Origin of the sequence: Planococcus sp. MB-3u-03, from assembly GCF_002833405.1 — a bacterium.
Taxonomy (GTDB): Bacteria; Bacillota; Bacilli; order Bacillales_A; family Planococcaceae; genus Planococcus.
Map to the genome: position 1 here is coordinate 536,778 of NZ_CP025135.1, position 25,345 is coordinate 562,122.

17 protein-coding genes, 2 pseudogenes and 3 riboswitches are annotated in these 25,345 nt (G+C 51.1%); of the genes and pseudogenes, 17 read left to right on the forward strand and 2 right to left on the reverse strand.

Features of this window, described 5'->3' with window-relative positions:
• Positions 1-11 precede the first annotated feature (11 nt).
• A complete protein-coding gene (gene groL / locus CW734_RS04040) occupies positions 12-1,643 on the forward strand; it encodes a chaperonin GroEL (RefSeq protein ID WP_101189529.1) in 1,632 nt (543 codons plus the stop codon).
• 92 nt (positions 1,644-1,735) lie between these two features.
• On the opposite strand, the gene CW734_RS04045 is transcribed toward groL, so the two are convergent.
• Entirely contained in the window at positions 1,736-2,491 is a 756-nt protein-coding gene (locus CW734_RS04045) for an SDR family NAD(P)-dependent oxidoreductase (protein ID WP_101189530.1), read from the reverse strand.
• 356 nt (positions 2,492-2,847) lie between these two features.
• Positions 2,848-2,968: riboswitch (SAM riboswitch) on the forward strand.
• Between the two features lie 108 nt (positions 2,969-3,076).
• Here CW734_RS04045 and CW734_RS04050 point away from each other — a divergent pair.
• The 7 genes and pseudogenes from CW734_RS04050 to CW734_RS04075 all read left to right on the forward strand — a co-directional run bounded on the left by CW734_RS04050 (position 3,077) and on the right by CW734_RS04075 (position 9,623).
• Positions 3,077-3,907: a MetQ/NlpA family ABC transporter substrate-binding protein gene (locus CW734_RS04050; RefSeq protein WP_101189531.1), complete on the forward strand. Its 831-nt coding sequence runs from the start codon at positions 3,077-3,079 to the stop codon at positions 3,905-3,907.
• 21 nt (positions 3,908-3,928) lie between these two features.
• On the forward strand, positions 3,929-5,101 hold the full coding sequence (locus CW734_RS04055) for an acyl-CoA dehydrogenase family protein (protein WP_101192128.1): 1,173 nt from the start codon (positions 3,929-3,931) through the stop codon (positions 5,099-5,101).
• 213 nt (positions 5,102-5,314) lie between these two features.
• A complete protein-coding gene (locus CW734_RS04060) occupies positions 5,315-6,160 on the forward strand; it encodes a DegV family protein (protein WP_101189532.1) in 846 nt (281 codons plus the stop codon).
• Between the two features lie 217 nt (positions 6,161-6,377).
• The gene (locus tag CW734_RS19550; protein WP_308302145.1) at positions 6,378-6,806 is read left to right on the forward strand and encodes a GAF domain-containing protein; all 429 of its coding nucleotides are present in this window, start codon (positions 6,378-6,380) and stop codon (positions 6,804-6,806) included.
• Positions 6,755-7,255: a GGDEF domain-containing protein gene (locus CW734_RS19555; RefSeq protein WP_308302144.1), complete on the forward strand. Its 501-nt coding sequence runs from the start codon at positions 6,755-6,757 to the stop codon at positions 7,253-7,255. Before CW734_RS19550 ends, CW734_RS19555 begins: the two co-directional genes overlap by 52 nt.
• Before the next feature lie 33 nt (positions 7,256-7,288).
• Positions 7,289-8,389: pseudogene (locus CW734_RS04070) on the forward strand (threonine aldolase family protein).
• A gap of 241 nt (positions 8,390-8,630) precedes the next feature.
• Entirely contained in the window at positions 8,631-9,623 is a 993-nt protein-coding gene (locus CW734_RS04075) for a tRNA dihydrouridine synthase (protein WP_101189533.1), read from the forward strand.
• A gap of 42 nt (positions 9,624-9,665) precedes the next feature.
• Here CW734_RS04075 and CW734_RS04080 read toward each other — a convergent pair whose 3' ends face one another.
• A complete protein-coding gene (locus CW734_RS04080; RefSeq protein ID WP_101189534.1) occupies positions 9,666-10,460 on the reverse strand; it encodes a hypothetical protein in 795 nt (264 codons plus the stop codon).
• Between the two features lie 250 nt (positions 10,461-10,710).
• On the opposite strand from CW734_RS04080, the gene CW734_RS04085 reads away from it, so the two are divergent.
• The 9 genes and pseudogenes from CW734_RS04085 to metH all read left to right on the forward strand — a co-directional run bounded on the left by CW734_RS04085 (position 10,711) and on the right by metH (position 25,189).
• Positions 10,711-10,932 carry a hypothetical protein gene (locus CW734_RS04085; protein WP_101189535.1) on the forward strand — a complete coding sequence of 74 codons (222 nt, stop codon included), beginning with the start codon at positions 10,711-10,713 and terminating at the stop codon, positions 10,930-10,932.
• A gap of 171 nt (positions 10,933-11,103) precedes the next feature.
• Positions 11,104-11,212: riboswitch (SAM riboswitch) on the forward strand.
• Between the two features lie 113 nt (positions 11,213-11,325).
• Entirely contained in the window at positions 11,326-12,717 is a 1,392-nt protein-coding gene (locus CW734_RS04090) for an LLM class flavin-dependent oxidoreductase (protein ID WP_101189536.1), read from the forward strand.
• A 116-nt stretch (positions 12,718-12,833) separates the two neighbouring features.
• Positions 12,834-14,348, forward strand: a complete 1,515-nt coding sequence (locus CW734_RS04095) for a sodium:solute symporter family protein (RefSeq protein WP_101189537.1) — start codon at positions 12,834-12,836, stop codon at positions 14,346-14,348.
• A 439-nt stretch (positions 14,349-14,787) separates the two neighbouring features.
• On the forward strand, positions 14,788-15,360 hold the full coding sequence (locus CW734_RS04100) for a copper resistance CopC family protein (protein WP_101189538.1): 573 nt from the start codon (positions 14,788-14,790) through the stop codon (positions 15,358-15,360).
• The gene (locus CW734_RS04105) at positions 15,357-16,418 is read left to right on the forward strand and encodes a copper resistance D family protein (protein ID WP_101189539.1); all 1,062 of its coding nucleotides are present in this window, start codon (positions 15,357-15,359) and stop codon (positions 16,416-16,418) included. Before CW734_RS04100 ends, CW734_RS04105 begins: the two co-directional genes overlap by 4 nt.
• 222 nt (positions 16,419-16,640) lie before the next feature.
• A complete protein-coding gene (locus tag CW734_RS04110) occupies positions 16,641-18,629 on the forward strand; it encodes an acyltransferase family protein (RefSeq protein ID WP_101189540.1) in 1,989 nt (662 codons plus the stop codon).
• Between the two features lie 138 nt (positions 18,630-18,767).
• Complete coding sequence (locus tag CW734_RS04115) at positions 18,768-19,601, forward strand: DUF6920 family protein (protein WP_101189541.1); 834 nt, start codon at positions 18,768-18,770, stop codon at positions 19,599-19,601.
• Between the two features lie 105 nt (positions 19,602-19,706).
• A riboswitch (SAM riboswitch) is annotated at positions 19,707-19,809 on the forward strand.
• Between the two features lie 103 nt (positions 19,810-19,912).
• Positions 19,913-21,760: a bifunctional homocysteine S-methyltransferase/methylenetetrahydrofolate reductase gene (locus CW734_RS04120; protein ID WP_101192129.1), complete on the forward strand. Its 1,848-nt coding sequence runs from the start codon at positions 19,913-19,915 to the stop codon at positions 21,758-21,760.
• A pseudogene (gene metH, locus CW734_RS04125) lies at positions 21,753-25,189 on the forward strand (methionine synthase). The gene CW734_RS04120 and the pseudogene metH overlap by 8 nt, the downstream one beginning before the upstream one ends.
• Positions 25,190-25,345 lie beyond the last annotated feature (156 nt).

Consider the following 25,345-nt stretch of genomic DNA (forward strand, 5'->3'; position numbering starts at 1 on the left):
GGAACCGAATCATGGCAAAAGAAATTAAGTTCAGTGAAGATGCACGCAGCTTGATGCTGCAAGGTGTAGATAAATTAGCGGACGCAGTCAAAGTAACGCTTGGGCCAAAAGGGCGCAATGTCGTGCTTGAGAAGAAATTCGGCACGCCGCTTATTACAAACGATGGCGTAACGATCGCTAAAGAAATCGAGCTTGAAAACGCGTTTGAAAACATGGGCGCAAAACTCGTGGCGGAAGTTGCTTCCAAAACAAATGATATCGCAGGTGACGGTACGACAACTGCGACAGTTCTAGCACAAGCGATGATCCGCGAAGGCTTGAAGAACGTCACAGCTGGCGCAAACCCTGTCGGCATCCGCCGCGGCATCGAACTTGCTGTGGAAAGCGCAGTTACGGGATTGCAATCTATTTCCCAGCAAATCGAAGGCAAAGAATCGATCGCGCAAGTAGCGGCGATTTCTTCAGGCGACGAGGAAGTCGGTAAATTGATCGCAGAAGCAATGGAGCGCGTCGGCAACGATGGCGTCATCCCATTGGAAGAATCACGCGGCTTCACGACGGAACTTGACGTTGTGGAAGGGATGCAATTCGACCGCGGCTACCAGTCTCCTTACATGGTGACGGATTCCGATAAAATGGAAGCGGTTCTTGAAAACCCGTTCATCCTTGTCACTGACAAGAAAATCGGCAATATCCAGGAAATCCTTCCGGTGCTTGAGCAAGTCGTTCAGCAAAGCAAACCGCTACTCATCATCTCTGAAGATGTTGAAGGCGAAGCGTTGGCAACACTTGTCGTGAACAAATTGCGCGGCACATTCAACGCAGTAGCTGTGAAAGCTCCTGGATTCGGCGATCGCAGAAAAGCGATGCTTGAAGACATTGCTGCACTTACTGGCGCTGAAGTGATCACGGAAGATCTCGGTCTTGACCTGAAATCCACAAATATCGCACAACTTGGACGCGCAGCGAAAGTCGTCGTTTCGAAAGACAACACGACAATCGTTGAAGGCAATGGCGATTCCGAGAAAATCATCGCACGCGTGGCGCAAATCCGTAGCCAATTGGAAGAAACGACTTCTGAATTCGACCGCGAAAAACTGCAGGAGCGCCTCGCGAAACTTGCTGGCGGCGTAGCAGTGATCAAAGTCGGCGCAGCAACTGAAACAGAATTGAAAGAGCGTAAACTGCGCATTGAAGACGCATTGAACGCAACACGCGCAGCGGTTGAAGAAGGCATCGTGGCAGGCGGCGGTACAGCGCTTATCAATGTCTACAACCAAGTGGCGCAAATTGCGACAGAGCAAGAAGGCGACGTCGCGACTGGCATCAACATCGTGCTCCGTGCACTTGAAGAGCCGGTTCGCCAAATCGCAACGAACGCTGGCCTTGAAGGCTCGATCATCGTTCACCGCCTGAAAACGGAAGAAGTCGGAATCGGCTACAACGCAGCAACAGGCGAATGGGTCAACATGCTTGAACAAGGCATCGTAGACCCAACGAAAGTGACGCGTTCTGCACTGCAAAACGCAGCATCTGTTGCGGCTATGTTCCTGACAACTGAGGCTGTAGTGGCTGATATTCCGGAGCCAGCAGGTCAAGGTGGCGGAATGCCTGATATGGGTGGCATGGGAGGAATGATGTAAGCCATCAGCCCATCTAGAAAATCCCCTTTCACGTAATGTGAAAGGGGATTTTTTGATGTTTGAACTATACTCGAACTTAAGGACAGGGAATTCTACTTCCTCGAGGTATACTGAAAAACCGGATCCATCAACTCAAACTCATAGGTCTCACTATTGACCTTGCCAACAATCTGTTCGCTATCATAAAGCTCCAGCATAAACTGTGCCATCTCTTTTGAGGTATGGAACTTCTGCACATTGTCGCTATAGCTGAATTCATCAAGTTCCCGCGCAGTTTTCACGAATTCGGTTTCGGTCATGGATGGCGCGAGTATTTTAACTTTCAATCGAGCTCCGTTATCCTGCAGTTCCTGGGCAAGGCCTTCTGTAAATGCGCTCACGTAAAATTTGGTCGCAGCGTATGTAACAGCATTTGGCACGAGTCTGTAGCCTAAGTCAGATGATACGTTGATGAGCTGCGCCCCTTCTTGGTCCGCATAGTCGCGTGCATAAAGAGTGGAAAGCGTAGTGAGTGCCTCAACATTTACGCGCAGCATCTTTTCCGTTTTAGTCATATCCTGCTCAGCGACGGTAGCACTGTTTCCGAAGCCGGCGTTGTTGACGAAGGTTTCAATATCGTATTCTTTGAGGCTTTCGTATAGTGCATGGACCTGCTCGCTGTCGGATAGGTCGGTGGGTTTGATGACGACGTCCAGCTCAGAGTTCATGCTTTGAATCTTCTCTTTAAGATTATTGAGCTCGTTTTCCCTTCTTGCCACAAGAATAAGGTTTTTGCCGCATGTCGCAAAAGCCAGTGCAGCTTCATATCCGATTCCTGAGCTGGCGCCTGTAATTACCGTGTACTTCATGTGAATCCCTCCATTGAAATGAATAGATAGCTAGTGTGCAGAAACAATGAAACTCTCATGAGATTGTGCTGGCTCTTGAAGTGAAAGAAACAGCATTTTATAAACTGGAAACTTCAATATTAGAGTGTTTGGAATTAGGAGAGTTCTTAAATGAAGATTATACACTATTTTCCTGCTGGCACAGAAACATACAAAATATCTTAGCAAGGAGCGGTACGTGGAAACACATCTCTCCGATTTAGTAGGGAGGAGTGTTTTTATAGTACGATTTCTAAATTTTCTATTGCCATGAAATCCAAGCTCTGCTATTGTATTAATCATATCAATTTACTCGGCATTAATTCTGAGTACATAATTTCTTATCCAGATAAGTGGAGGGACTGGCCCTTTGAAGCTTCGGCAGCGGAACAGATTGGATGTCCAATTTGAAACTGTGCCAAATCCAGCAGGTGCTGTTAAGCATTTGAGAGATGAGAAGAGCCGGACGGTGAGCCTCTCTTCTTTTTTATGAAGAGGGGTTTTTCTATTGGCCGCAAGAATTGTAGCGTCTCATTCAAAATAAAAAAGACCAAGGAGAGATGGCAGATGAACAAGCGTTGGATTGGTGTGTTTGGGATTTCGGGTGCGCTATTATTAGCTGGATGCGGCGATAGCGGGGAAGCTTCCGAGGAAGACAAGAAAGAAGTGCGTGTCGGCTTTGGCGTCGGGACGTACGAGCAGCAATTCAAGGAAGGGATCTTGCCTATTTTGGAGGAGAAAGGGTATAAAGTGGATACAACAACTTTTTCCCAGAACATGCAGTTGAATCCGGCGATGCAGGAAGGCTTGATCGATGCGAGCATTTTCCAGAGCACGGCGTATATGGAAGGGATCAACGAGGAATTGGGCATGGACATGACCGGCATCGCTTTTGTGCCGAGCGCGCCTCAAGGTTTGTATTCAGCGAATCATCAATCGTTGGATGAGGTGAAGGACGGCTCGACTGTCGGCTTGCCGAATGATCCGGTCAACCAGGAACGCGCAGTGCGCATCTTGGAGGAACTCGGGTGGGTGACGGTGTCAGACGATGCAGGCGTGACGGATTTTAATTTGAACGCAGTGGAAAATGCGGATTACGATCTCGACTTGAAAGTCTTGGACCCAGCGCAAATTCTGGTGTCGCTGCAGGATATCGATTTTGGCGTCGTCAACGGCAATTATATTGCCAATGCGCCGGACCGCAAGATTACGGATGCGTTGAAAATCGAGAATACGCCCGAACAGCATCGGATTGTGGTGACGATCGAAGAAGATAACGCGGATACTCAGTGGGCGAAAGATTTGAAAGACGCTTACGAATCCGAGGAGTTCCAGGAATATATCGAGTCGAATGAGCAGTATGACGGCTTCATTTTGACGGAGGAATGGGCGCAATAGATAGGAGAAAGGTGAAGAATGATGGATATCCTAAAAGCGAAGACATTTGAAGAACGCATGGACATATTGAATGAAACCGTCGCACCGTTTACGGAACGGGCCGCGCACAATGATTTGGAACGAAAATTTCCATTTGAGAATTTTGAGGAACTGAAAGCGATCAATTACCCCGCGTTGACGATTCCGAAAGAATACGGCGGAGCGGGCATTTCCTTGTCTGAGATGCTGCGCTATCAGGAAGCGATCAGCCGCGCGGACGGGTCGACCGGTTTGTCAATCGGTTGGCATATGGGCATCGTTCAAGATTTGGGCGAGACCGGTAAATGGGACGAATCAGTGCTTGAAGCTTTATTTGACGATATCAAAGCACGCGGCGCATTGATCAATAATTGTGCGACCGAAAAGCAGACCGGCAGCCCGACAAGAGGCGGCAAGCCATCGACCACAGCGAGAAAAGTTGGCGGTTCGTGGGTCATTGATGGACGCAAGTCGTTCACGTCGATGGCGCCGGTATTGAATTACTTCAACGTGACCGCTGTGATTGAAGAGACCGGAGAAGTGGGCTATTTCCTCATTCCGCGGTCGGCTGAAGGCATAGCGATCGACGAGACTTGGGACAGTGTGGCGATGACCGGCACCGGAAGCCATGATTTGGTGTTGACGAATGTCCAAGTAGAGGAGAAGGCTTTGGTCGAGATTAGTGTGCCCGGGAAGAAGCGACCGGCGGGATGGCTGCTCCATATCCCGGCGTGCTATCTCGGAATCGCACAGGCCGCGCAGGACTATGCAATCCGCTTTGCACAGGAGTATTCGCCGAATAGCTTGAACGGGCCGATCATCGAGCTGCCGAACGTCAAACAAAAGATTGGCCAAATCGAATTGGAATTGCAGCGGTCACGGCATTTCCTTCATTCCGTCGCGAAACAATGGGACGGTTCGGACGAAGAACAGCGCTCACAGATGGCTGCGGAACTCGGGGCCGTAAAAGTCGCGGTGACGAATTCAGCGGTCGATATCGTGGATTTGGCGATGCGCGTCGCAGGTGCACACAGCCTGTCGGAAAAATCGCCTTTGCAGCGCTATTACCGCGATGTGCGGGCGGGACTTCACAACCCGCCGATGGAAGACATGCTCATTCCATCGCTTGCGGATTTTGCGATCGGCAAAGCGAAATCGAAACAACCGGTTAAATAGGGGCAGGGCCGCGGATCTTCAGTGATCTGCGGCTTTTTTCTTTTTATAATTGGAAAGAAATTACGGAGATAAGTGCAAATTATGTCGACGCTTACATTAATTTTCCCTTATGTGACATCTGTCACTAGCCGCTATGGCCGCGCCTCCTGTACGTTAACAAAAGCAGACAACTGCTTCCGATATGGAATTCGCATCTAGAGGGGAATTTTTAGAATGAAAAAAATCGCATGGATCACGGATACAGCAGCGCAATTGGATGATGCATTCATCCAAAGGCATAATGTCTATGTATTGCCCCTTAGTGTCGTGTTTGACGACGGGTCGTACCGAGAGTCGATCGACCTGACGCAGGGAGAATTTTACGATAAATTACGTGCGGCGAAAGTGTCGCCGAAAACTTCACAGCCGGCCATCGGGGAAATGACGGCCTTATACGAAAAACTGCAGGCGGAAGGCTACGATTTGGCGGTAGCCCTCCATTTGTCGAGTGGATTGTCCGGTACCTATAATAGCGCGCTATCAGCTGCCGAGATGGCGGATTTCAAGGTGTATCCGATCGACTCGAAAATCGGTTCGTTCCCGATGGGGAAAATGATCGAAATCGGCAATGAATTGTTCGCAGCCGGTAAAGAACCGGAAGAAGTCGTAGAGACAATCAATCAATTGACCGCCAAATCGCATTTATCGTTCATTCCGTCGAGCTTGAACCAATTGCATAAAAGCGGGCGGGTGTCCGGGACACAGGCGTTCCTCAGTAATATCCTCAACATCAAAGTAGTCATCACTTTTGTCGACGGCGTCACGACGATGAAAGAGAAAGTCCGGTCGAACAAACGCGCCAAGGAAAGCGTCAATTCGGCCTTGCGCGCGGATATGGAGTCCGGGATGGTGCCGGAAGTGGCGGTCATCCATTGCAATAATGAAGCCGGCGCGGAAGCGTGGAAAAACGAATTGATGAAGGAATTCTCAGGGCTTAAAGTAGATGTTATTCCGCTAAGCGTCTGCGTGGGCGTCCATGCCGGGGAAGGCACGACCGGCTTGAGCTGGGTCAGCTATTAAAATAGTAAAGATCACCATGAACCTTGGATTGGCCGCGTTTTTATGCGCTGCCGTCCGGGGTTTTTGTTATTTTCCTGTATCTGAAGAAAGCTTCACGGGATGGCGTTCTATGTTAAACTTTAATAAATATAGTTAAATATTGGCTATTAATATGTATCAGTAGATTAATTTTCCAAAAGAATGCAAATAAGAAATCTGACACTAATTGAGGTGCTTAATGATGGTGACATTTCGGGAATTGGAAATGTATAAGAATTTTGATGAGCTGGCGGAAGATGTAATCGGCCTGGCCAAAGAGATTTTGCCGGATCAATTGTTTTATTTAAGCTCCATCAGTGAAGCTCAGCAAATAATCCTTAAGCATTCGCCGAACGACACGACGATCCCCATAGCGGAGGGATTGGTGTTGAATCTGGAGGATTCGCTGTGCAGCCGCATCGATTTCAAGAACAAGCAGCCCTTGGTCTATGAGGATGTCAAAGACGGACATGCACTGGGAGCGTTTGAAGAGAAGCTGGAAGCAGCCAATGTGCGCTCGTATTTGGGATTGCCGATTTCCTTCATTAATGGGGAGTGGTTCGGCACCTTGTGCGGATGTTTACCTATTACTTGGATCTCGAGCGCTTCGCTTACCGGGATTCGCTGACGGATCTATACAATCGCCATTTTCTCACGCGATTCTTTGAAGGGAATTCGAAAGCGGGAGGCGCAGTATTCTTTCTCGATTTGGATGGCTTTAAAAAGGTCAACGATGTGTACGGCCACGATACGGGAGATGTGGTATTGAAAGAAGTGGCCTCAAAGCTGCAGCGATTTACCGCCGTTCATTCGGTTGCCTTGGCGATTCGTCTTGGCGGGGATGAATTCCTGGTCTGTTTTACCGAACCAGCCAGTGCAGCGGAATTGAGCGAATGGGCAAATCGCCTGCTCGGCAGCTTGAGTGATTGGGAAGCCGATTATCCGCTGTCGGCGAGCCTCGGCATTGCCCAATATCCTGCCGGTGGGGATTGTGATTTGAAAGAACTTCTCCAGCAAGCTGACCAAGCATTGTATCAAGCGAAAAAAGCAGGGAAGAACCGCTATACTTTCTATTAAGTTCAAAATTAAGCGTTTTGAGGAGTGGGGACATTGGCTGAACTCAATCGACTGCAATCGGTCTTTAAGCAATCGAGGTATCAATTGGCGAATCACGGCACGCGCAATGCGGGTGTGTTGAAGCATGCTTTTGAAGAAATTGCTGATGATGTTGAAAGTGATTTGTATGGAACAGGGTAGATCATTGAAGAATTTCAGGAGAAGATGGCGGCGTTTTTAGGAAAAGAATCCGCAGTTTTTTTCCCGAGCGGCACGATGGCCCAGCAGATTGCGCTGCGGATTTGGTGCGACGACAAAGCGCTGAAACGAGTGGCCTACCATCCGCTCAGCCATCTGGAAATCCATGAAGAAGACGGATTGAAAGAATTGCATGGCATCGAATCGGTGTATTTGACGGACCCGGACCGTGTCGTTGAGTTGAAAGATGTCGTGGAGTTGGATGAGGAAGTGGCAGCGGTGCTGTTGGAATTGCCACAGCGTGAAATCGGCGGGCAATTGCCAAGCTTCGAGACGCTGGAACAAATCTCCCGCTACTGCCGCGAGCACCAGATCAAGCTTCATCTCGACGGTGCCCGCTTGCTGGAAGTTACTCCTTATTACGAAAAGTCCGCAGCGGAAGTTTGTGCCTTATTCGATAGCGTTTATTTATCCTTATACAAAGGAATCGGCGGAATTGCCGGCGCCGTCCTGGCTGGGGACGAAGCGTTCATGAAGCAATCGAAAGTGTGGAAAAGGCGGCACGGGGGCGATTTGATCAGCCTCTATCCATATATCATCTCGGCCGATTATTCTTTCGACGAGCGCTCCGGAAAGATGGGGCAGTATTACGAAGCAGCGAAGCGAGTGGCCGCGCTCTTTAATTCCTGCCAGGACATTGAGACTTTGCCGGAAGTGCCGGTTTCGAATATGTTCCATGTCCATTTCGCGCATCCTAAAGAAGAAATAGAACCGCTCATCGTGGAGCTTGAGCAAGAAACAGGGATCGGCATCACCAGTTATTTGAAAGAAATCGACAGCGGGTCGTGTTATTTTGAGATGTCGATGGGAGACAGGTACGCAGAAATACCAGCAGATTTGGTTCAACAGGCGTTCAAGCAATTGGATCAAAAGATGAAAGAAAGCTTTAGTGAATAGAAGGTGGTCTATTCAGCCCTTCCAGGCAATCTACGGATTGCGGGAAGGGCTTTTGCGTTCAAGCGGAAGCAGAAGCGCCTCTCTTTCCACAGCGCGTGGAATCGTGTAAACTGTATAAGGTTAAGAAAAGATAGCGAGACGTAGTGAACCATTTGATATTTTTGCATTCTTACTATAGATGACAGTGAATTTTTGGATGAAGAAATGTTTTATCCTGTAAGGAAAGGATTGGAATTGAGTTATGAAAGAGAATTTTTGGCGTGAATTGCCGAAGCCATTTTTTGTATTGGCGCCGATGGAAGATGTGACGAATGTGGTATTTCGCCATGTCGTAGCGGCAGCGGCGAGCCCTGATGTGTATTTCACGGAATTTACGAATACGGAAAGCTATTGCCATCCGGAAGGCATCCACAGCGTGCGCGGACGTTTGACGTTCACGGAAGATGAGCAGCCGATCGTCGCCCATATCTGGGGCAACAAGCCGGAGCATTTCCTCGAGATGAGCATTGGCATGGCGGCGCAAGGCTTTAAAGGCGTCGACATCAATATGGGCTGCCCCGTACCGAACGTTGCCGCCAAAGGAAAAGGCAGCGGCTTGATCAATTATCCCGATAACGCAGCGGAGATCATCCAAGCCGCGAAAATGGGCGGATTGCCTGTCAGCGTCAAGACGCGCCTCGGCTACACAAGTGTCGACGAATGGAAAGGCTGGTTGACGCATGTCTTGGAGCAGGACATCGCCAACTTGTCGATCCATTTGCGCACGAAAAAGGAAATGAGCGCCGTGCCTGCGCATTGGGAACTCATTCCTGAAATCAAAGCGCTGCGCGACGAGATCGCACCGGATACTTTGATCACCATTAACGGTGACATCCCGGACCGCAAGACCGGCCAGGAGCTGGCGGATAAATACGGCATCGACGGCGTCATGATCGGGCGCGGGATTTTCCATAACCCGTTTGCTTTTGAGGAAGTGCCTCGTGAGCACAGCACGCAGGAATTGTTCGACCTGTTGCGCTTGCATTTGGACCTCCACGATAAATACTCGACAGAGACCGAGCCGATCGCCTTCAAGCCGTTGCGCCGTTTCTTCAAGATTTATGTGCGCGGCGTACGCGGTGCCGGTGAACTCCGCAATGATTTGATGCACACCGAGACGACCGATGAAGTGCGCGCTTTGCTGGATGCATTCCAGTTGGTCGCTGCAGGAAGCAGCACGCATACTGAATCGTAAAAGCAAAATCCCTTCCCGCAATTTCAGCGGGAAGGGATTTTTTTAATTGGCGTCGCGGTAACGATAGATGGATTGGTAAGAAGCCGTCCGGACTTCGGTTTCAAATGAAGAGCGGCTCCAAATGCTTTCTTGGTCCGATGTTTCTTCCGTCTCAACTAGTTTCAATTCGCCTGCTTGAAGCGTCATGATCTTGGACTCCACAGATTTCAATTCGTTTTGTTCGTAGTCGAGCGCACGTATTTGCACTTGCACTTGCTTCGTGTCGTCTAAATTATTTTTGACGAAAAAAGCATTTTGGTAATCGCTCGAGTTGCAGTTCTCGGTTCTGCGGCGGACGCATTGTTTTTCGGAGCTCATGAACACGACAGTGATCTCCTCGCCATCTTGCTGTTCATTCGCAGCGGCAATCGCTGACTCGAGCTGTGTAATATACGATGCTTTTTCCGCCAAAGGATAAACCCAGACGATGAAAAACAGGATCGTGGCACACAGGAACATTGAAACTGTCCAAGCCACTTTCGGGTTGTGGAACGATTTGGGGGCGTTTTTATAAACGATGCCGACAATAATATTGATGATCGACAGAATCACCAGGAAGGCACCGGCGACAATGAGGCCGACCATCAATTCGAAACCGTTCTGGAAAAATGCCAGTTGGTAGGCGTTGGAATAAAAATAATTCAGCACTGCACTGATAAGGACAAGCCCAAGAAGCGCGGCCAGCGGTTTTTTCCAGCGGTATCTCTCCATCATGCCGGTTTTGTTACTGATGCCAGTCCAGAGAAACCAGACGTAAGGAAGTAAGAAAATCAAAATGACTAATGTGACAATGCCCATGAAATCATGCCTTTCATTTGTGAAATGGATGTATGTTGCTATCAGTTAAATTATACGCAGCAAATCTACAAAAAGATTCAAATTTTTTACAGATCGTATTTGGCAGAAGGTGTTTTGCCAGTCAGGCATGAACAATGCTACAGAATGGCTCGAGGCGTGCTATAATAGATGACTTAAGGCAACTATGCGTTGTCCCAAGGCACTGGATGCCCAAAAGCCTCCAGCCAATCCTAAATTGAGGTGTAACAGAATGAATAAACGATGGACGATCGATAAAATCCGGACATTCGTCAACAACAATTCCGACAGCAAGTTATTGTCGACGGAATACCACGGATTCTCCCAAAAGCTCTTGTTCAAATGCGCATGCGGCAATAACTTCGAGAAGACTTTCACGAAGTTCAACAAGAACAACCAGCGCAAATGCGATACGTGCCAACCGCCAAAAGCACCACGCGGGCAGGAAGAATAACAGGAAACGCCAATTCCCATTGCAGGGGATTGGCGTTTTTCTGTGCAAAAGACAGAAGAATCCCCGGAGATTATGGAGACTCGCCCATCCGCTTTCTAAAGAAATAAATTATTTTTGAAAATTCGGTTGACTTCTCTATTTCCTAGTATTAAGATAGGGATTAATTTAATAATCTTATCCAGAGAAGCCGAGGGACTGGCCCGATGACGCTTCAGCAACCCCTGATATCAATCAGGAAGGTGCTACTTCCAGCAAGGAGAGATTCCTTGGGAGATAAGAGAGCGGACCCGATTATTCATATAGCCCTCTTTTCTCATTTCAGAGAAAAGAGGGCTATTTTTATTTTCCACTGAGGGCTGCGGAAATTACGATTTCAAAAGGAGGAATTTGACGATGACGAAGAAACGGATTTATTTGAACGCTTTTGAGATGGTGTGCGCAGGCGGGCACCAGTCGCCGGGGTTGTGGCTTCATGAGGACGACCGATCGCATACGTACAAGGACAGCGAATATTGGATCGAGCTGGCGAAGCTATTGGAAAAAGGGAAGTTCGACGCGGTGTTCCTGGCCGATGTGCTCGGGACCTACGACGTCTACGGCGGGACGCGCGATGCGGCACTTCGCAATGCGGTGCAGACGCCGGTCAACGATCCGCTATTGGTCGTGCCGCTCATGTCATCGGTGACAAAGCATTTGAGTTTCGGGGTCACGGCATCTGTCAGCCACGAACATCCGTACACCTTCGCACGGCGCATGTCGACACTCGACCATCTGACAAAAGGGCGCATCGGCTGGAACGTCGTCACTTCCTATTTGAAAAGCGCCGCAGTCAATATCGGGCTCGATGACCAGATGAGCCACGACGAACGCTACGAATTCGCGGCCGAATATTTGGACGTTTGCTATAAATTATGGGAAGGCAGCTGGGAAGATGGCGCGGTCGTCCGCGACAAACAGTCGAAAATCTATACCGACCCGTCAAAAGTCCATGACATCCGCCACGAAGGCAACTACTTTAAAGTGCCAGGCGCTCATCTATCCGAACCGTCGCCACAGCGCACGCCAGTATTGTTCCAGGCAGGCGCTTCGCCGCGCGGCAGGGAATTCGCCTCGAAGCACGCCGAATCGGTGTTTACGGCAGGGCCGACGATTCCCGTTGTGAAAAAAGGCGTCGACGCATTAAGAGAACGCATCACGGCGAACGGCCGAAACCCGGAAGATGTGCTCGTCTATACAACTTTCACCGCGATTGTCGGGAAGACCGAACAGGAAGCGCAAGAGAAATACGAAACTTTGAAAAGCCATGTCAGCTACGAAGGCGCACTCGCCTTGCTGAGCGGCTGGACCGGCATCGACTTTTCCGGATACGAGCCGGACGATACGCTTGAATACATCCAAAGCAACGCCATGCAATCGGCGGTCGAAGTGTTCACGCGTGCCGATCCGGACAGAAAATGGACGATCGGGGAACTGGCGACATTCGTCGGCATCGGCGGAAGAGGGCCGGTCGCGGTCGGAACGCCGGAGCAAGTCGCAGACGAAGTCGAGCGCTGGAGAGATGAAACCGGTGTCGACGGCTTTAATTTAGCGTATACGCTCGCACCCGGAAGCTTCGAGGACTTTGTTGAACTGGTCGTTCCGGTCTTGCAGGAACGTGGGCTTGTGCAGAAAGAATACACAGACGGCACATACCGCGAGAAAATCTACGGCAAAGGCCAAGCGCAATTGAAAGACAATCATCCGGGCAGAACGTTCAAGCACTTGCACGAACCGGCCAGAAATTAAAGGAGGAATGGGCATGCTGACAGCTTACTGGATCGCCGTCGCCGTCTTTTGGATCGTCGGGCTGACCTTATGGAATAAACTATACCCAAAACCGAAACCGAAAGGAGGCGAACGCAATGGGTGATGAAACAACTTGGCTATTGCCGCTGATTAGTGCGATGCTCGTCGGCTATTTCGCCTTGACGACATGGCTCGGGAAAAAAGGCAAAGCCCATAGCGGATCGATGAAAGGCTTTGCCATCGCGAAAGGCAAAGTCAATCCAGCGGTCGTCGGCATGAGTTTTGGCGCCTCATACGCCAGTGCGAACTTGTTTCTTGGGGTGCCAGGCTGGGCGTATACATACGGCTTATCGACTTTATGGTACACGATCGGCTGCTTCGGGGTTACGTGGCTCGGCCTGTTGCTGTTCACGAAAACCTTCTGGCGCTATGGGCAGAAAAATGGCGGCAGCTTGACGATTCCCCAGTGGCTTGGCAACCGTTATAACAGCAAAGCCTTACGCGTGCTCGTCGCATTACTAGTGCTGTTCAATATCTATTACATCGTCGGGCAGAACGTCGGCTTAGCTACGATGTTCGAAACGGTCATCGGCATTCCATATTTATGGGGCATTGCGATCGGCGTCATCATCACGGTCGTTTACGTCAGCCTCGGCGGCGCATTCGCACAGATTGTCAGCGACGGCATCCAAGGAGCGACGATGGCGGTCGTGTCGCTATTGTTATTCGTTTCGTTATTGTGGACAATCGGCGGCGGATGGAATGTGTTCGGCACGCTGCAAGCGGAACTTCGCGCGATCGACCCGGCACTCGTTTCGCCGCTGTCGACAGGCGGGCCGTTCTATAGCGGCTTCGCTATCTTGAGCATCCAGTGGCTGCTGTTTTCATTCGTGCTGCTGCCGCATTTGATGAATAAAGTGCTGACGGTCGAAAAAGAGGAAGACTTGCGGACCTTCACTTTATCCGCAGGCGTCTCTTTGTTCACCTTGTCGATCTTCTCGGTATTCGCTGGGCTCGCGGCGCGCATCATCTTGCCGGGGCTCGCATCGGCTGATAGCGCCATTCCGGCGTATATCATGGAAGCTTTCCCGGTTGTCATCGTCGCGCTGCTTGTCATGGGCTTGATCTCTGCGATCCTGTCGACGACCGACAGCTTGTATCTCGGCATCACCAACAGCATCGGCAACGATTTGTTCAAAGTGCTGGCCGTGCCGGTCCTTTACAAAAACAAGAATTTGACGGAACAGGAACTCGACGCCAAGGTGCTGAGGGCATCGAAAGTGTCGCTGGTCTTCATCGGCCTGGTGTCGCTCTATATGTCGATCAACCGGCCGGAATCTTTAGCTTTATTGACCAACTTCGGGACCTCCGCCATCATCAGCGGCATCGCAGCCCCGATCAGCCTCGGCTATTTCTGGAAGCACGCCAATAAATCCGGCGCCATCGCCTCTGTCGTCAGCGGAGCGGGCTGCTATATGATCTTGACCGGCACCGGTGTCATCGAACACGTTTTCCAAGCGATGTTCTTCAGTTCGATCCTCGGCTTCACGTCGATGATCACGGTGAGCCTGATTGCCGAAACTGTGAAGAAGCGCGAAAAGACTTCGCAGGAAGCGGTTCGTGGATTGTAAAGAAACTGCCCAAAAGTCCCGAAATCATTCGGGGCTTTTGGGCTGTCGACAAGTTTAAGAAATCGTATTTTCCGAAGCTTATCGCTCGCTTTCCGTGGGCTCGCGCCCAAGCCTCCTCAGCCGCTGCGCGTCTTGCGGGGTCTCGGTCGTCTCGCTTTACCACTGGAGTCGAGCGAACGCTTCTCCAAATACTCAGACAGGCCATTGATTATTAAATGTTGAAAAGCTAAGTTCATTTTAGACTTATAGCGGATTATGAACTTATTTAACACTTTGAAAAGCCCCGAAATCATTCGGGGCTTTTTCCTATCCCATCAATCTTCAGGAAAATTTCATAAATCCAAGTGCGCCGCTCTTGTTTCTTCCGTTCAAATGAAATAGGCTGAAAAGAGTTGATGAAAAATTGATTTGACCTAATAAGAAAGAAGGAATTATTCCGATGAAGAAAACGATGATTTTATTGAGCGCATTGCTGTTGTTTCCGATTTCAGCACAAGCGCATTCTGTGCTCGAAGCCTCGACTCCGGCTGAAGGGGAGCTCGTAACCGAACCGGTAGTAGCCGTTGCGCTCGATTTCAGTGCCGGCATTGAAGAAGGCAGTGGAATGACGATGACAATGGACGGGACCGCTGTCGATTTCAGTGAAGTGGCCGTCATGGACGACCAATTGATCGGTACGCCGGCCGAGGAGCTCGCAGACGGATCTTATGTCGTGGAATATGATGTATTGAGCGAAGACGGCCATCCGATACAAGGTTCTCTTGCTTTTGAGTTGCAGGCAGGTGAGGAAGAAGAAGTGACAGAAGAAGCGGCAGAAACAGCTGAACCGGAGGCCGATGAGGCCGAAGCCGAGGAAGCTGAACAAACTGAAGCTTCCGATATGGAACAAGCAGCAGCGAACGATCCGGAAGCCCCAGCAGAAAACAGCGGCTCCAGCATGACTTTGATCATTGCGGGAATCGCCATTATCCTGTTGATCGCTGCCGTTGTCTTGATGCGTAGAAAACGATGAGCTGGTTGATCGCGCTGTCGGATTTCCTCCTTTATGTGGTGTTGGCGTTTCTTGCGGGCGATGCCGTCTTGCGGTTCATCAAGCCGGAAAATAAGCCGCTTATTGAAGTCCCGAAAAAACTTGTCTTGATTGCGCTCGCGCTCATTCCGCTCTTGCTTGCACCCCCTGTTATTCAGCTCGTTTTATTGTTGGGGGAGAGCTTCGGCCTGATGCAGGCAGTCGTTGATGTCACGACGGAATTTCGCGCTGGCCAAAGCTATGTATTCGGTGTCTTGATGGCGCTGGCGTGGTTGGTCGTGGTCTGGCGCGACGGATCTTCGGTGCTCCGTGCGTTTTGGCTCGTGCTCAGCGTGCTCAATGTGGCATATGCCAGCCACGCTGCGTCAATTGCGGACTGGCAAGGATTTGCCGGGCATGCGCTTCATTTTCTGGCGCTTGTGCTCTGGGCAGGCGTATTGATCCACATCGCCTGGTTTTTGCGCGACGGTCGCAATTGGCGCGCGTTTCTCAAATGGTTTACGCCGTTTTCCGTGGCCATGATGATCATTTTGATCGGCAGCGGCATCTGGCTCATGCTGTTTTTCGTGGCGCCGGAAGATTACGCAAGTTCGTGGATCTTGCCTTACGGACAGCTCTTGCTGCTGAAGCATTTGAGTATCGTGCCGCTCCTGCTCGCAGCGTTCATCAATGCTGTCTTATCCAGAAGCGACGCCCCGAACCGTTCTTGGCTCAAAGTGGAGAGCTGGCTCTTGCTATTGGTGTTATTGATCACCGCATTCATGAGCAAGCTCGCTCCACCGCATAATATCAATGAAACGTTCCGCATGGAAGGCGGCGCGCCGTTTGTCGAGTGGTTCGCTGGGCCGCAGTATATTCCCGTCCACGCAGTATGGACGCCGAATATCGATGGATTCCTGATGATGGCAATCGGCCTGATATTCCTGGGTTTGCAATGGCTGGGATATCGCAAGCAGCTGCCCGAATGGCTGTCGTTTATTTTCAGCCTCGGGTTCATCGCAGCGACTTACACCGGATTGATGTTCAGTTTCTTATTTTAATGAAGGGCCTTGCCGGACATGGCAAGGTTTTTTTGTTGCAAAGAATATTTCGACTATCGCATAAGCTGTTGAGACTTGCGGGTGAGTGGGGTACACTGAAAATGGCAAGGAATGGATTTTAATTATTCAAAATTTACACTTTAACAATAATTATACAGCTAGAAGTATTTTGTATTCAGCTATTCCTTCCCCACAAAATTAAAGAATGGCGAGGTACTCGAAATGGCAGATTTACGGGTGCCCGAAAAGCGCTTCCGGCCTGAGTTGGAAGGAATCCGCGCGGTTGCGGCGCTTTTGGTGGCAGTCTATCATATTTGGATCGGGTCGGTATCCGGAGGCGTCGATGTATTCTTCATCGTCTCGGGATATTTGATCACGACGTCTCTTTTGTCACGGATGGTGCGCGATGGCCGTATCAATTACACGGAAAATCTACTGGGGCTCGCGAAACGGCTGTTTCCGCTGGCGTTTACGGTAATGGTCGTCTCGGCAGTGCTGTCGATTGTGTTATTGCCGCTCAGCACATGGCGCCAGACGATCGCTGAATTGTTTTCATCAATGTTCTATTTCCAGAACTGGCAGCTCGCCAATAGCGCCGTCGATTATTTGGCACAGAACAACACGGCGAGCCCGTTCCAGCATTTCTGGGCATTGTCGATCCAGGGCCAGTTTTATGTGACCTGGCCAATCGTCATTACGCTCGTTTACCTGTTGGCGACGAAAATCCTTAAGACGCCGGTGCGCAAAACTTTGCTGGCCGTGCTGTCGGTGATTTTCCTCGCTTCACTCAGCTATTCGGTTTATATCACAGCGGTCAATCAGCCGTGGGCGTATTTCGATACCTTCGCACGCGCTTGGGAATTCTCGCTCGGCGGGATGCTTGCGCTAATGCTTCCGTATTTACGCTTTTCGGACCGCGCACATCTCATCATGGGCTGGGTAGGGCTTGCGATCATAGCCTTCACCGGCATGGTGCTTCCTGTATCGACCGTATTCCCCGGCTTTGCGGCATTGCTGCCGACCGGCGGGGTGATCTTGGTCATCATCGCCAGTGAAAACGGGCAGGCATTCGGCGTGCAGAAATTGCTCGGTTCGAAGCCGTTTCAGTATTTCGGCAGCATTTCCTATGGCTTTTATTTATGGCATTGGCCGCTGCTGGTATTCTATTATGCTTATTTCAATACAGAGACAGTCACGGCGCTCGGCGGCTTTAGTATTTTGGCGATCACGCTTGTGCTGTCGATCATGACGATCCGCCTCGTGGAAAAGCCGGTGCGCGAGATGCCGGTCAAGCATTCGAAAAAACGCTTGGCGAAAGTGCTTGTCGCTTTAATGATGCCCGCTGTTTTGGTCGGCGTCTCATGGGGCGTCTTCGTCCAGGCGAGCAGTGGCGGCACGGCGACGGTAGAAGATAACCCCGGCGCACGCGCCGTATTGGAAAACGTCCAGCCTGCAAAAGATGCGGAACTGCAGCCGGACTTTTTGTCGGCGAAGGAAGATTTGCCGACATTCTATAGCGACAAAGACTGCTTCTTGACGGGCAGTGTCAGCTCGAAACTCAAGGAATGTTCGTTCGGCGTAACGGAAAATCCAGAGCATGTCGTCGCGCTGGTCGGCGGCTCGCATTCGGGGCATTGGTTCCCGGCGCTTGAAGCGGTCGCAGAAGAAATGAACATGCGTATCGATGTCTACAATAAAGACGCCTGCCGTTTCTCGAGCGGTGATTTCGATGGCCAGTTGGACGAAGCGTGCATGACCTGGAACGATAATCTGCAGGAACGGCTAATGGCAGATCCACCAGACCTAATTTTCACGACAGCGACGGTGAATTCAGGCGATACGGTGCCAAAAGGCTATATCAATAAATGGAAAGAGTTCGAAGGGATCGCGGAGATTTTCGCCGTGCGCGACAATCCGCGCATGAAAGTCGACCCGACGCTTTGCCTCGATGAATTGAGCGTCGACAATTGTTCGGTCGAGCGCGATAAAGCATTAGCGGATGTCGTGCCGTGGGAAAATACGGAAGGCATTCCGGATAATGTGACGTTCGCCGATATGTCCGAGTATTTCTGCACGGATGATACATGCCCGCCGGTGATCGGCAATGTGCTCGTCTACCGCGATAAGCATCATTTGACGACACTTTATTCGCAAACGATGGGGCCGGCATTGAAGGAACATCTTGAACCGGCTCTTGAAAATCTAAACTGATGAATACCGAACGCCTCCGGAAGGACACTCTTCCGGAGGCGTTTTCTATTGCCGCGCCCAGCAGGGAAAATAAATGCCGTGTCGAAAGAGAATAGCAAGGAACAAAGTGCGCAGCAAAATCGGAGAGGGGTATGAGGCATGAAACGCAGATGGCCGGTTTTAGCATTGACATCGCTTGGGGCATACGGAGCTTACCGAAAATACAAAGACATGACGCGGCTCGTCAAGCCGACGTGGCCGGAAGTCCGGCACGCCGGGGAAGTGGAAGAGGCAAGAACGGAAAATCTCCCGAAACCGATCGCCAAGTGGCTGGAGACGATCGGCGCGGTCGGCCGTGAACAGGTGATGGGCGTCTATGTAAAGCAAGTAGGCTGGATGAAGACCAAACCCGATCAGGAAGAATGGACGGAATCGACTGCCGAACAATACAGCTTTGTCGAACCGCCGTCGTTCTATTGGAAAGCGCGTATGAAAGTGGATGGCTTGTTCGTAACCGGATCCGATAGTTTCCGCAATGGCCGCGCGGGGATGCGTATCCGCTTCGCGGGGCTTGTGCCGATCAACCGCGCGATTCCGGACGGCAAGCTCGATGAATCGGCCTTGCAGCGCTTTTTAATGGAGATGGCCTGGCTGCCGGGACTGGTGTTCAGCCCGTACGTGCGGTTTTTGAACAGCAACGAACGTTCTGTGGAAGCGGAAATGACTTATAACGGGTCGACTGCCAATGTGACCTTTGAATTTGATGAAAAAGGGCGCATGAAGCGGGCGCGCGCGATGCGCTATAAAGATGTTGGCGAAGATGCGAAGCGCTTGCCGTGCATTGCGGAAGTGCATGAATGGCAGGAAGTCGAAGGCATCGAAATCCCACGGCGCATCGACATCACTTGGATCATCGACGGCCAAGCGTTCACTTGGTATAAGTTCACCGTCGAAGCCGCTAAATTCAATCCGCGTGTTCCGGATGCCTGGTGAGCAAGTCAGAAATGTAACAGAAAGTTCTTTGTTTTTTGATGAATCACCTTGACCCAAATCACCACAGGGGGTATCATGTGGGAATACTAAAAACTGCATAGTGAATTCTTATCTAGAGAAGTCGAGGGACTGGCCCGATGACGCTTCAGCAACCAGCCGCTAGCGGTCAGGTGCTAATTCCAGCAGGCATGCGCCTGGCAGATGAAAAGGAACGAGTCCGATATCGTAAAGCCTTCTTTTTCATGGAAGGCTTTTTTTGTTTCATATCGATGCGTCCGCAGCTGCACGGCAAAATAGACGGAGGAGGACCAATCATGTTATTAGATGAACTGAAAAAACGAATGCTGACGGCGGACGGCGCCATGGGAACGCTGTTGTACTCCTACGGCATCGAATACTGCAACGAGGAATTGAACATCCAGCGACCGGAAGTGATCGAGAAGATCCACCGCGATTATATCGCAGCCGGGGCGGATATCATCCAAACGAACACATACGGGGCGAACGCCCATAAACTGGCGCGCTACGGGCTCGAAGAACAGACCGAAGCGATCAATAAAGCAGCGATCGCCATCGCCAATAAAGCCGCAAAAGACGGCGGACAGTTTGTCGTCGGCACGATCGGCGGCATCCGAGGCATCCGCAAAAGCGATGCGACTTTGGATGAGATCGTCGCCATGGTCGACCAGCAAGCCCAGCATCTATTGTCCGGCAATCCGGACGGCTTATTGCTGGAAACTTATTACGATTTCGAGGAACTGGCGGCGACCGTCAGCCATCTGAAGAAACTGACCGACGCCCCGCTCATCGCGCAATTATCGATGCACGAACCCGGCATCTTGCAAAACGGCATGAGCTTGAACGAAGGATTGAAACGTCTCGACGCGCTCGGTGCGGAAATTGTCGGCGTCAACTGCCGCCTTGGACCGCACCATACGATCCAAGCGTTCGAAGGCGTCGAACTTCCGGAAAAAGCCTTTTTGTCGGCTTACCCGAACGCTTCGCTTTTGGATATCGAAGACGGGCGCATCGTCTATGAATCGGAAGCCGATTATTTCGGCCGTGCGGCATTGCTTTTGCGTGAAGAAGGCGTCCGGTTGATTGGCGGCTGCTGCGGCACGACGCCGAAGCATATCGAAGCGGTGAAAAAACGCATCGGCCATCTGCAGCCGATTACCGAAAAGAAAGTCGAAGAGAAAAAACCGATCGTCATCCGCGAAGCAGAAGCCTTGAAAGACAAGCCTTTACACGAAAAAGCGAAAACCGAACGGACGATCATCGTCGAACTCGATACGCCGCGCCATTTGGATATCGATAAATTCCTCGAAGGTTCAAAAGCATTGGATGCAGAAGGCATTGACGCCATCACGATGGCCGATAATTCACTCGCCTCTCCGCGCATCAGCAATATGGCGATGGGCTCGATCATCAAGCGTAAGCAAGACGTCAGACCTCTAGCGCATATCACCTGCAGAGACCGCAACCTGATCGGCCTGCAATCGCATATTATGGGACTGAATGCACTCGGCATCCACGACATACTTGCCGTCACGGGCGATCCGACAAAAGTTGGCGATTTCCCGGGCGCGACAAGCGTCTATGATGTATCGAGCATGGAATTGATCCAGCTCATCAAAAAACTCAACGAAGGCATTTCATTCTCCGGGAAACCATTGCGGAAAAAAGCGAATTTCTCTGTCGCCGCCGCGTTCAACCCGAACGTTCGCGTCGTGGAGCGGGCTGTAGCAAGGCTCGAGAAGAAAATTGAAGCCGGGGCAGATTATTTCATTTCACAACCAGTTTATACGAAAGAGAAAATCATCGAGATCCACGAGGCGACAAAGCATTTGGACACGCCGATTTTCCTTGGGGTCATGCCGCTGACGAGCATACGCAGCGCCGATTTCCTGCATAACGAAGTGCCGGGCATCAAATTGTCGGAAGAGGCACTTGACCGCATGCGGGCTTGCGGCGAAGACAAGGAAAAAGCGACGGCGGAAGGCATCCAGATCGCGAAAGAATTGATCGATACCGCAGCGGAACTGTTCAACGGCATTTATTTGATCACGCCATTTGTACGCTACGACATGACGGTGGAATTGATTCGCCACATCCGACAACTAGATTTAAAGAAAGCGAGCGATCGTGCCTATGCCTAAACATCTAATTGAACAGCAACTCGAAAAACGCATCCTTATCATCGACGGTGCAATGGGGACGATGATCCAAAATGCGGACCTATCCGCGGAAGATTTCGGCGGCGAGGAGTACGACGGCTGCAACGAATACTTGAATATTATCCGTCCCGATGTGCTTGAAGGGGTGCACGACGCTTATTTGGAAGCGGGCGCAGACATCATCTGCACGAACACATTCGGCGGCACGCCAGTCGTTTTGGATGAATACGGGCTCGGCCATCGTGCAGCGGAAATCAATAAAAAGCGGTCGAAATCGCCAAAATCAGCCAAGCGAAATATTCGACGCCGGAATGGCCGCGCTTTGTTGCGGGTGCACTCGGCCCGACGACGAAAACTTTGTCGGTAACGGGCGGCATTACATTCGACGAATTAAAAACCGATTTCCAGGTGCAGGCGAAAGCCTTGATCGAAGGCGGCGCGGATCTATTATTGCTGGAGACGAGCCAGGATATGCTCAATGTCAAAGCGGCGACGATTGCGATACGCGATGCCTTTGAAGAAACCGGAGTGGAATTGCCGGTGATGATTTCAGGGACGATCGAACCGATGGGCACAACGCTTGCGGGACAGACGATTGAAGCCTTTTACGTGTCGATCGAACATATCAAGCCGCTTTCTGTCGGTTTGAACTGTGCGACAGGGCCGGAATTCATGACCGATCATTTGCGTTCGCTGTCTGAACTGTCGACAGGCTATGTCAGCTGCTACCCGAACGCCGGTCTGCCGGACGAGGAAGGGCATTACCACGAAACGCCAGAATCCTTATCGAAAAAATTGCGCGGCTTTGCTGAAAAAGGCTGGCTCAATGTCGTCGGCGGCTGTTGCGGCACGACACCAGCACATATTGCGGCGGTGCGTGAAGCGGTCGACGGGCTGGCTCCGCGCGAGCGCAATGAAACGAGCCATGGCCATGCGGTGTCCGGCATTGAAGTGCTTGAATACGACGATTCGATGCGCCCGCTGTTTGTCGGCGAACGCACGAATGTCATCGGCTCGCGCAAATTCAAGCGGCTCATTATCGAAGGGAAATTCGAGGAAGCGGCGGAAATTGCCCGCGCCCAAGTGAAGAACGGGGCGCACGTCATCGATATTTGCCTGGCGAACCCGGACCGCGAAGAACTTGAAGATATGGCGGCATTCATGCAGGAAGTCGTCAAAAAAGTGAAAGTGCCGCTCGTCATCGACTCTACGGACGAAGACGTCATCGAAGCTTCGCTGAAATTCTCCCAGGGCAAAGCGATCATCAACTCGATCAATTTGGAAGACGGAGAAGAACGTTTCGATGCAGTCATGCCGCTAGTGAAAAAATACGGCGCTTCGGTCGTCGTCGGCACAATCGATGAAGTCGGCATGGCGGTCACGCGTGAGCGCAAACTCGAAATTGCAGAACGCTCGTATCAATTGCTGACGGAAAAATGGGGACTCGCCCCGGAAGACATCATTTTCGATCCGCTCGTGTTCCCGGTCGGAACAGGCGACGAGCAATACATCGGCTCGGCGGTTGAAACGGTGGAAGGCATCCGCCTCATCAAGGCAAAGCTGCCGCGCGCGTTGACGATACTCGGCGTGTCGAATGTGTCGTTCGGCTTGCCGCCGGTCGGCCGCGAAGTATTGAACGCCGTTTATCTATACCATTGCACGCAAGCGGGGCTTGATTACGCAATCGTCAATACCGAGAAGCTCGAGCGCTTTGCGTCGATTCCGAAAGAAGAAGTGAAGATGGCGGAAGAGCTATTGTTCGAGACGACCGATAAGAACTTGGCGGACTTCACGGATTTCTACCGCGATAAGAAAAAGGAAAAAACCGAGGACGATATTCCGGATACCGTGCCGGAGCGCCTCGCTTACTATATTTTAGAAGGCACGAAAGAAGGGCTCATCCCTGATCTTGAAAAAGCGCGGGAGATGTATGAAGATCCGCTCGAGATCATCAATGGCCCGCTCATGGAAGGCATGGCCGAAGTCGGGCGCTTGTTTAACGACAACCAGCTGATCGTCGCGGAAGTGCTGCAATCAGCCGGCGTTATGAAAGCTGCTGTGTCGTATCTCGAAGGCTTTATGGAAAAGAAAGCGGACGATAGCGGCAAAGGCAAGGTCATTCTCGCGACTGTCAAAGGCGATGTCCATGATATCGGCAAAAACCTGGTCGACATCATCTTGTCGAACAACGGCTTTAAAGTGATCGATATCGGCATCAAAGTGACGCCAGCCGCTCTTATCGAAGTGATTCGCAAAGAACAGCCGGATATCGTCGGCTTGTCGGGGCTGCTTGTGAAATCCGCCAAGCAGATGGTGCTGACAGCACAGGATTTCCGTGAAGCGGATATCGATGTGCCGATTTTAGTCGGTGGCGCAGCTTTGTCCCGACGCTTTACCGAAACGAAAATCGCCGCCGAATACAACGGCCCGGTCATTTACGCCAAAGACGCGATGCAAGGGCTGGACCTCGCGAACCGTCTGCAAAGCGGTGCCGGCAAAGCGGTCTTGCTCGAAGAACTCGGCGCCCAACAGGAAAAGCGCCAAGCACAAGATGCGGCGCGCGCAGAAAAAGGCGCCGTCGCCATTTTGGAAAAGCCGGTCAAGACCGTACGCGAAGATGCGCCTGTTTACGTGCCGAACGATTTGCGCAGGCATGTATCGAAAGAGTATTCAGTGGCGCACTTGTATCCGTACGTCAATATGCGCACATTGATTGGCCATCACTTGGGGCTCCGCGGCTATAGCGACAAACTGTTGCAGCAAGGCGATACACGGGCGGTTGAACTGCACGAACTCGCGACGAAGTTTCTCCAGTCAGGGCTGCTGAAGCCTGCAGGAATGTATCAATTCTTCCCGGCGCAATCGGACGGAGACGATGTCATCATCTACGACCCGAAAGACGCCAAGAGGGAAATCGAGCGCTTCACGTTCCCGCGCCAAGCTAAAGCGCCGTTCCTTTGTCTGGCCGATTATTTGAAATCGACCGCGAGCGGCGAGATGGATTACGTGGCGTTCATGCAAGTGACGGCAGGGCACGGCGTCCGCAATGAAGCGACACGCTTGAAAGAGGCGGGCCGTTTCCTGGAAAGCCATGCGCTGCAAGCGACCGCTTTGGAACTAGCGGAAGGTTTCGCAGAGCGCATGCATCAGGAAATCCGCGACCAATGGGGCTTCCCGGACGCAACGGACTTCTCAATGCGCGACCGGTTCGCGGCGAAATACCAAGGCCAGCGCTTCTCGTTCGGCTACCCCGCCTGCCCGAATCTGGAAGACCAGGCGAAACTGTTTGGCCTCATCAAACCGGAAGACATCGGCGTCCACTTGACGGAAGAATTCATGATGGACCCGGAAGCATCGGTATCAGCGATCGTCTTCGCCCACCCGGATGCGCGTTATTTCAATGTAGAATAATGGAAACGGACCAGGGAAGCCTGGTCCGTTTTAATTGTTTCAAAGAAGTAATTACTGTCGAAACTCATGGTAAGAGTAGATACTGTTATCAGATTAAAAGATCAATGATGAAGCTAAGTGGTTTGGAGAAGTGTCTGCCCGGAAAACCTTTTGCTC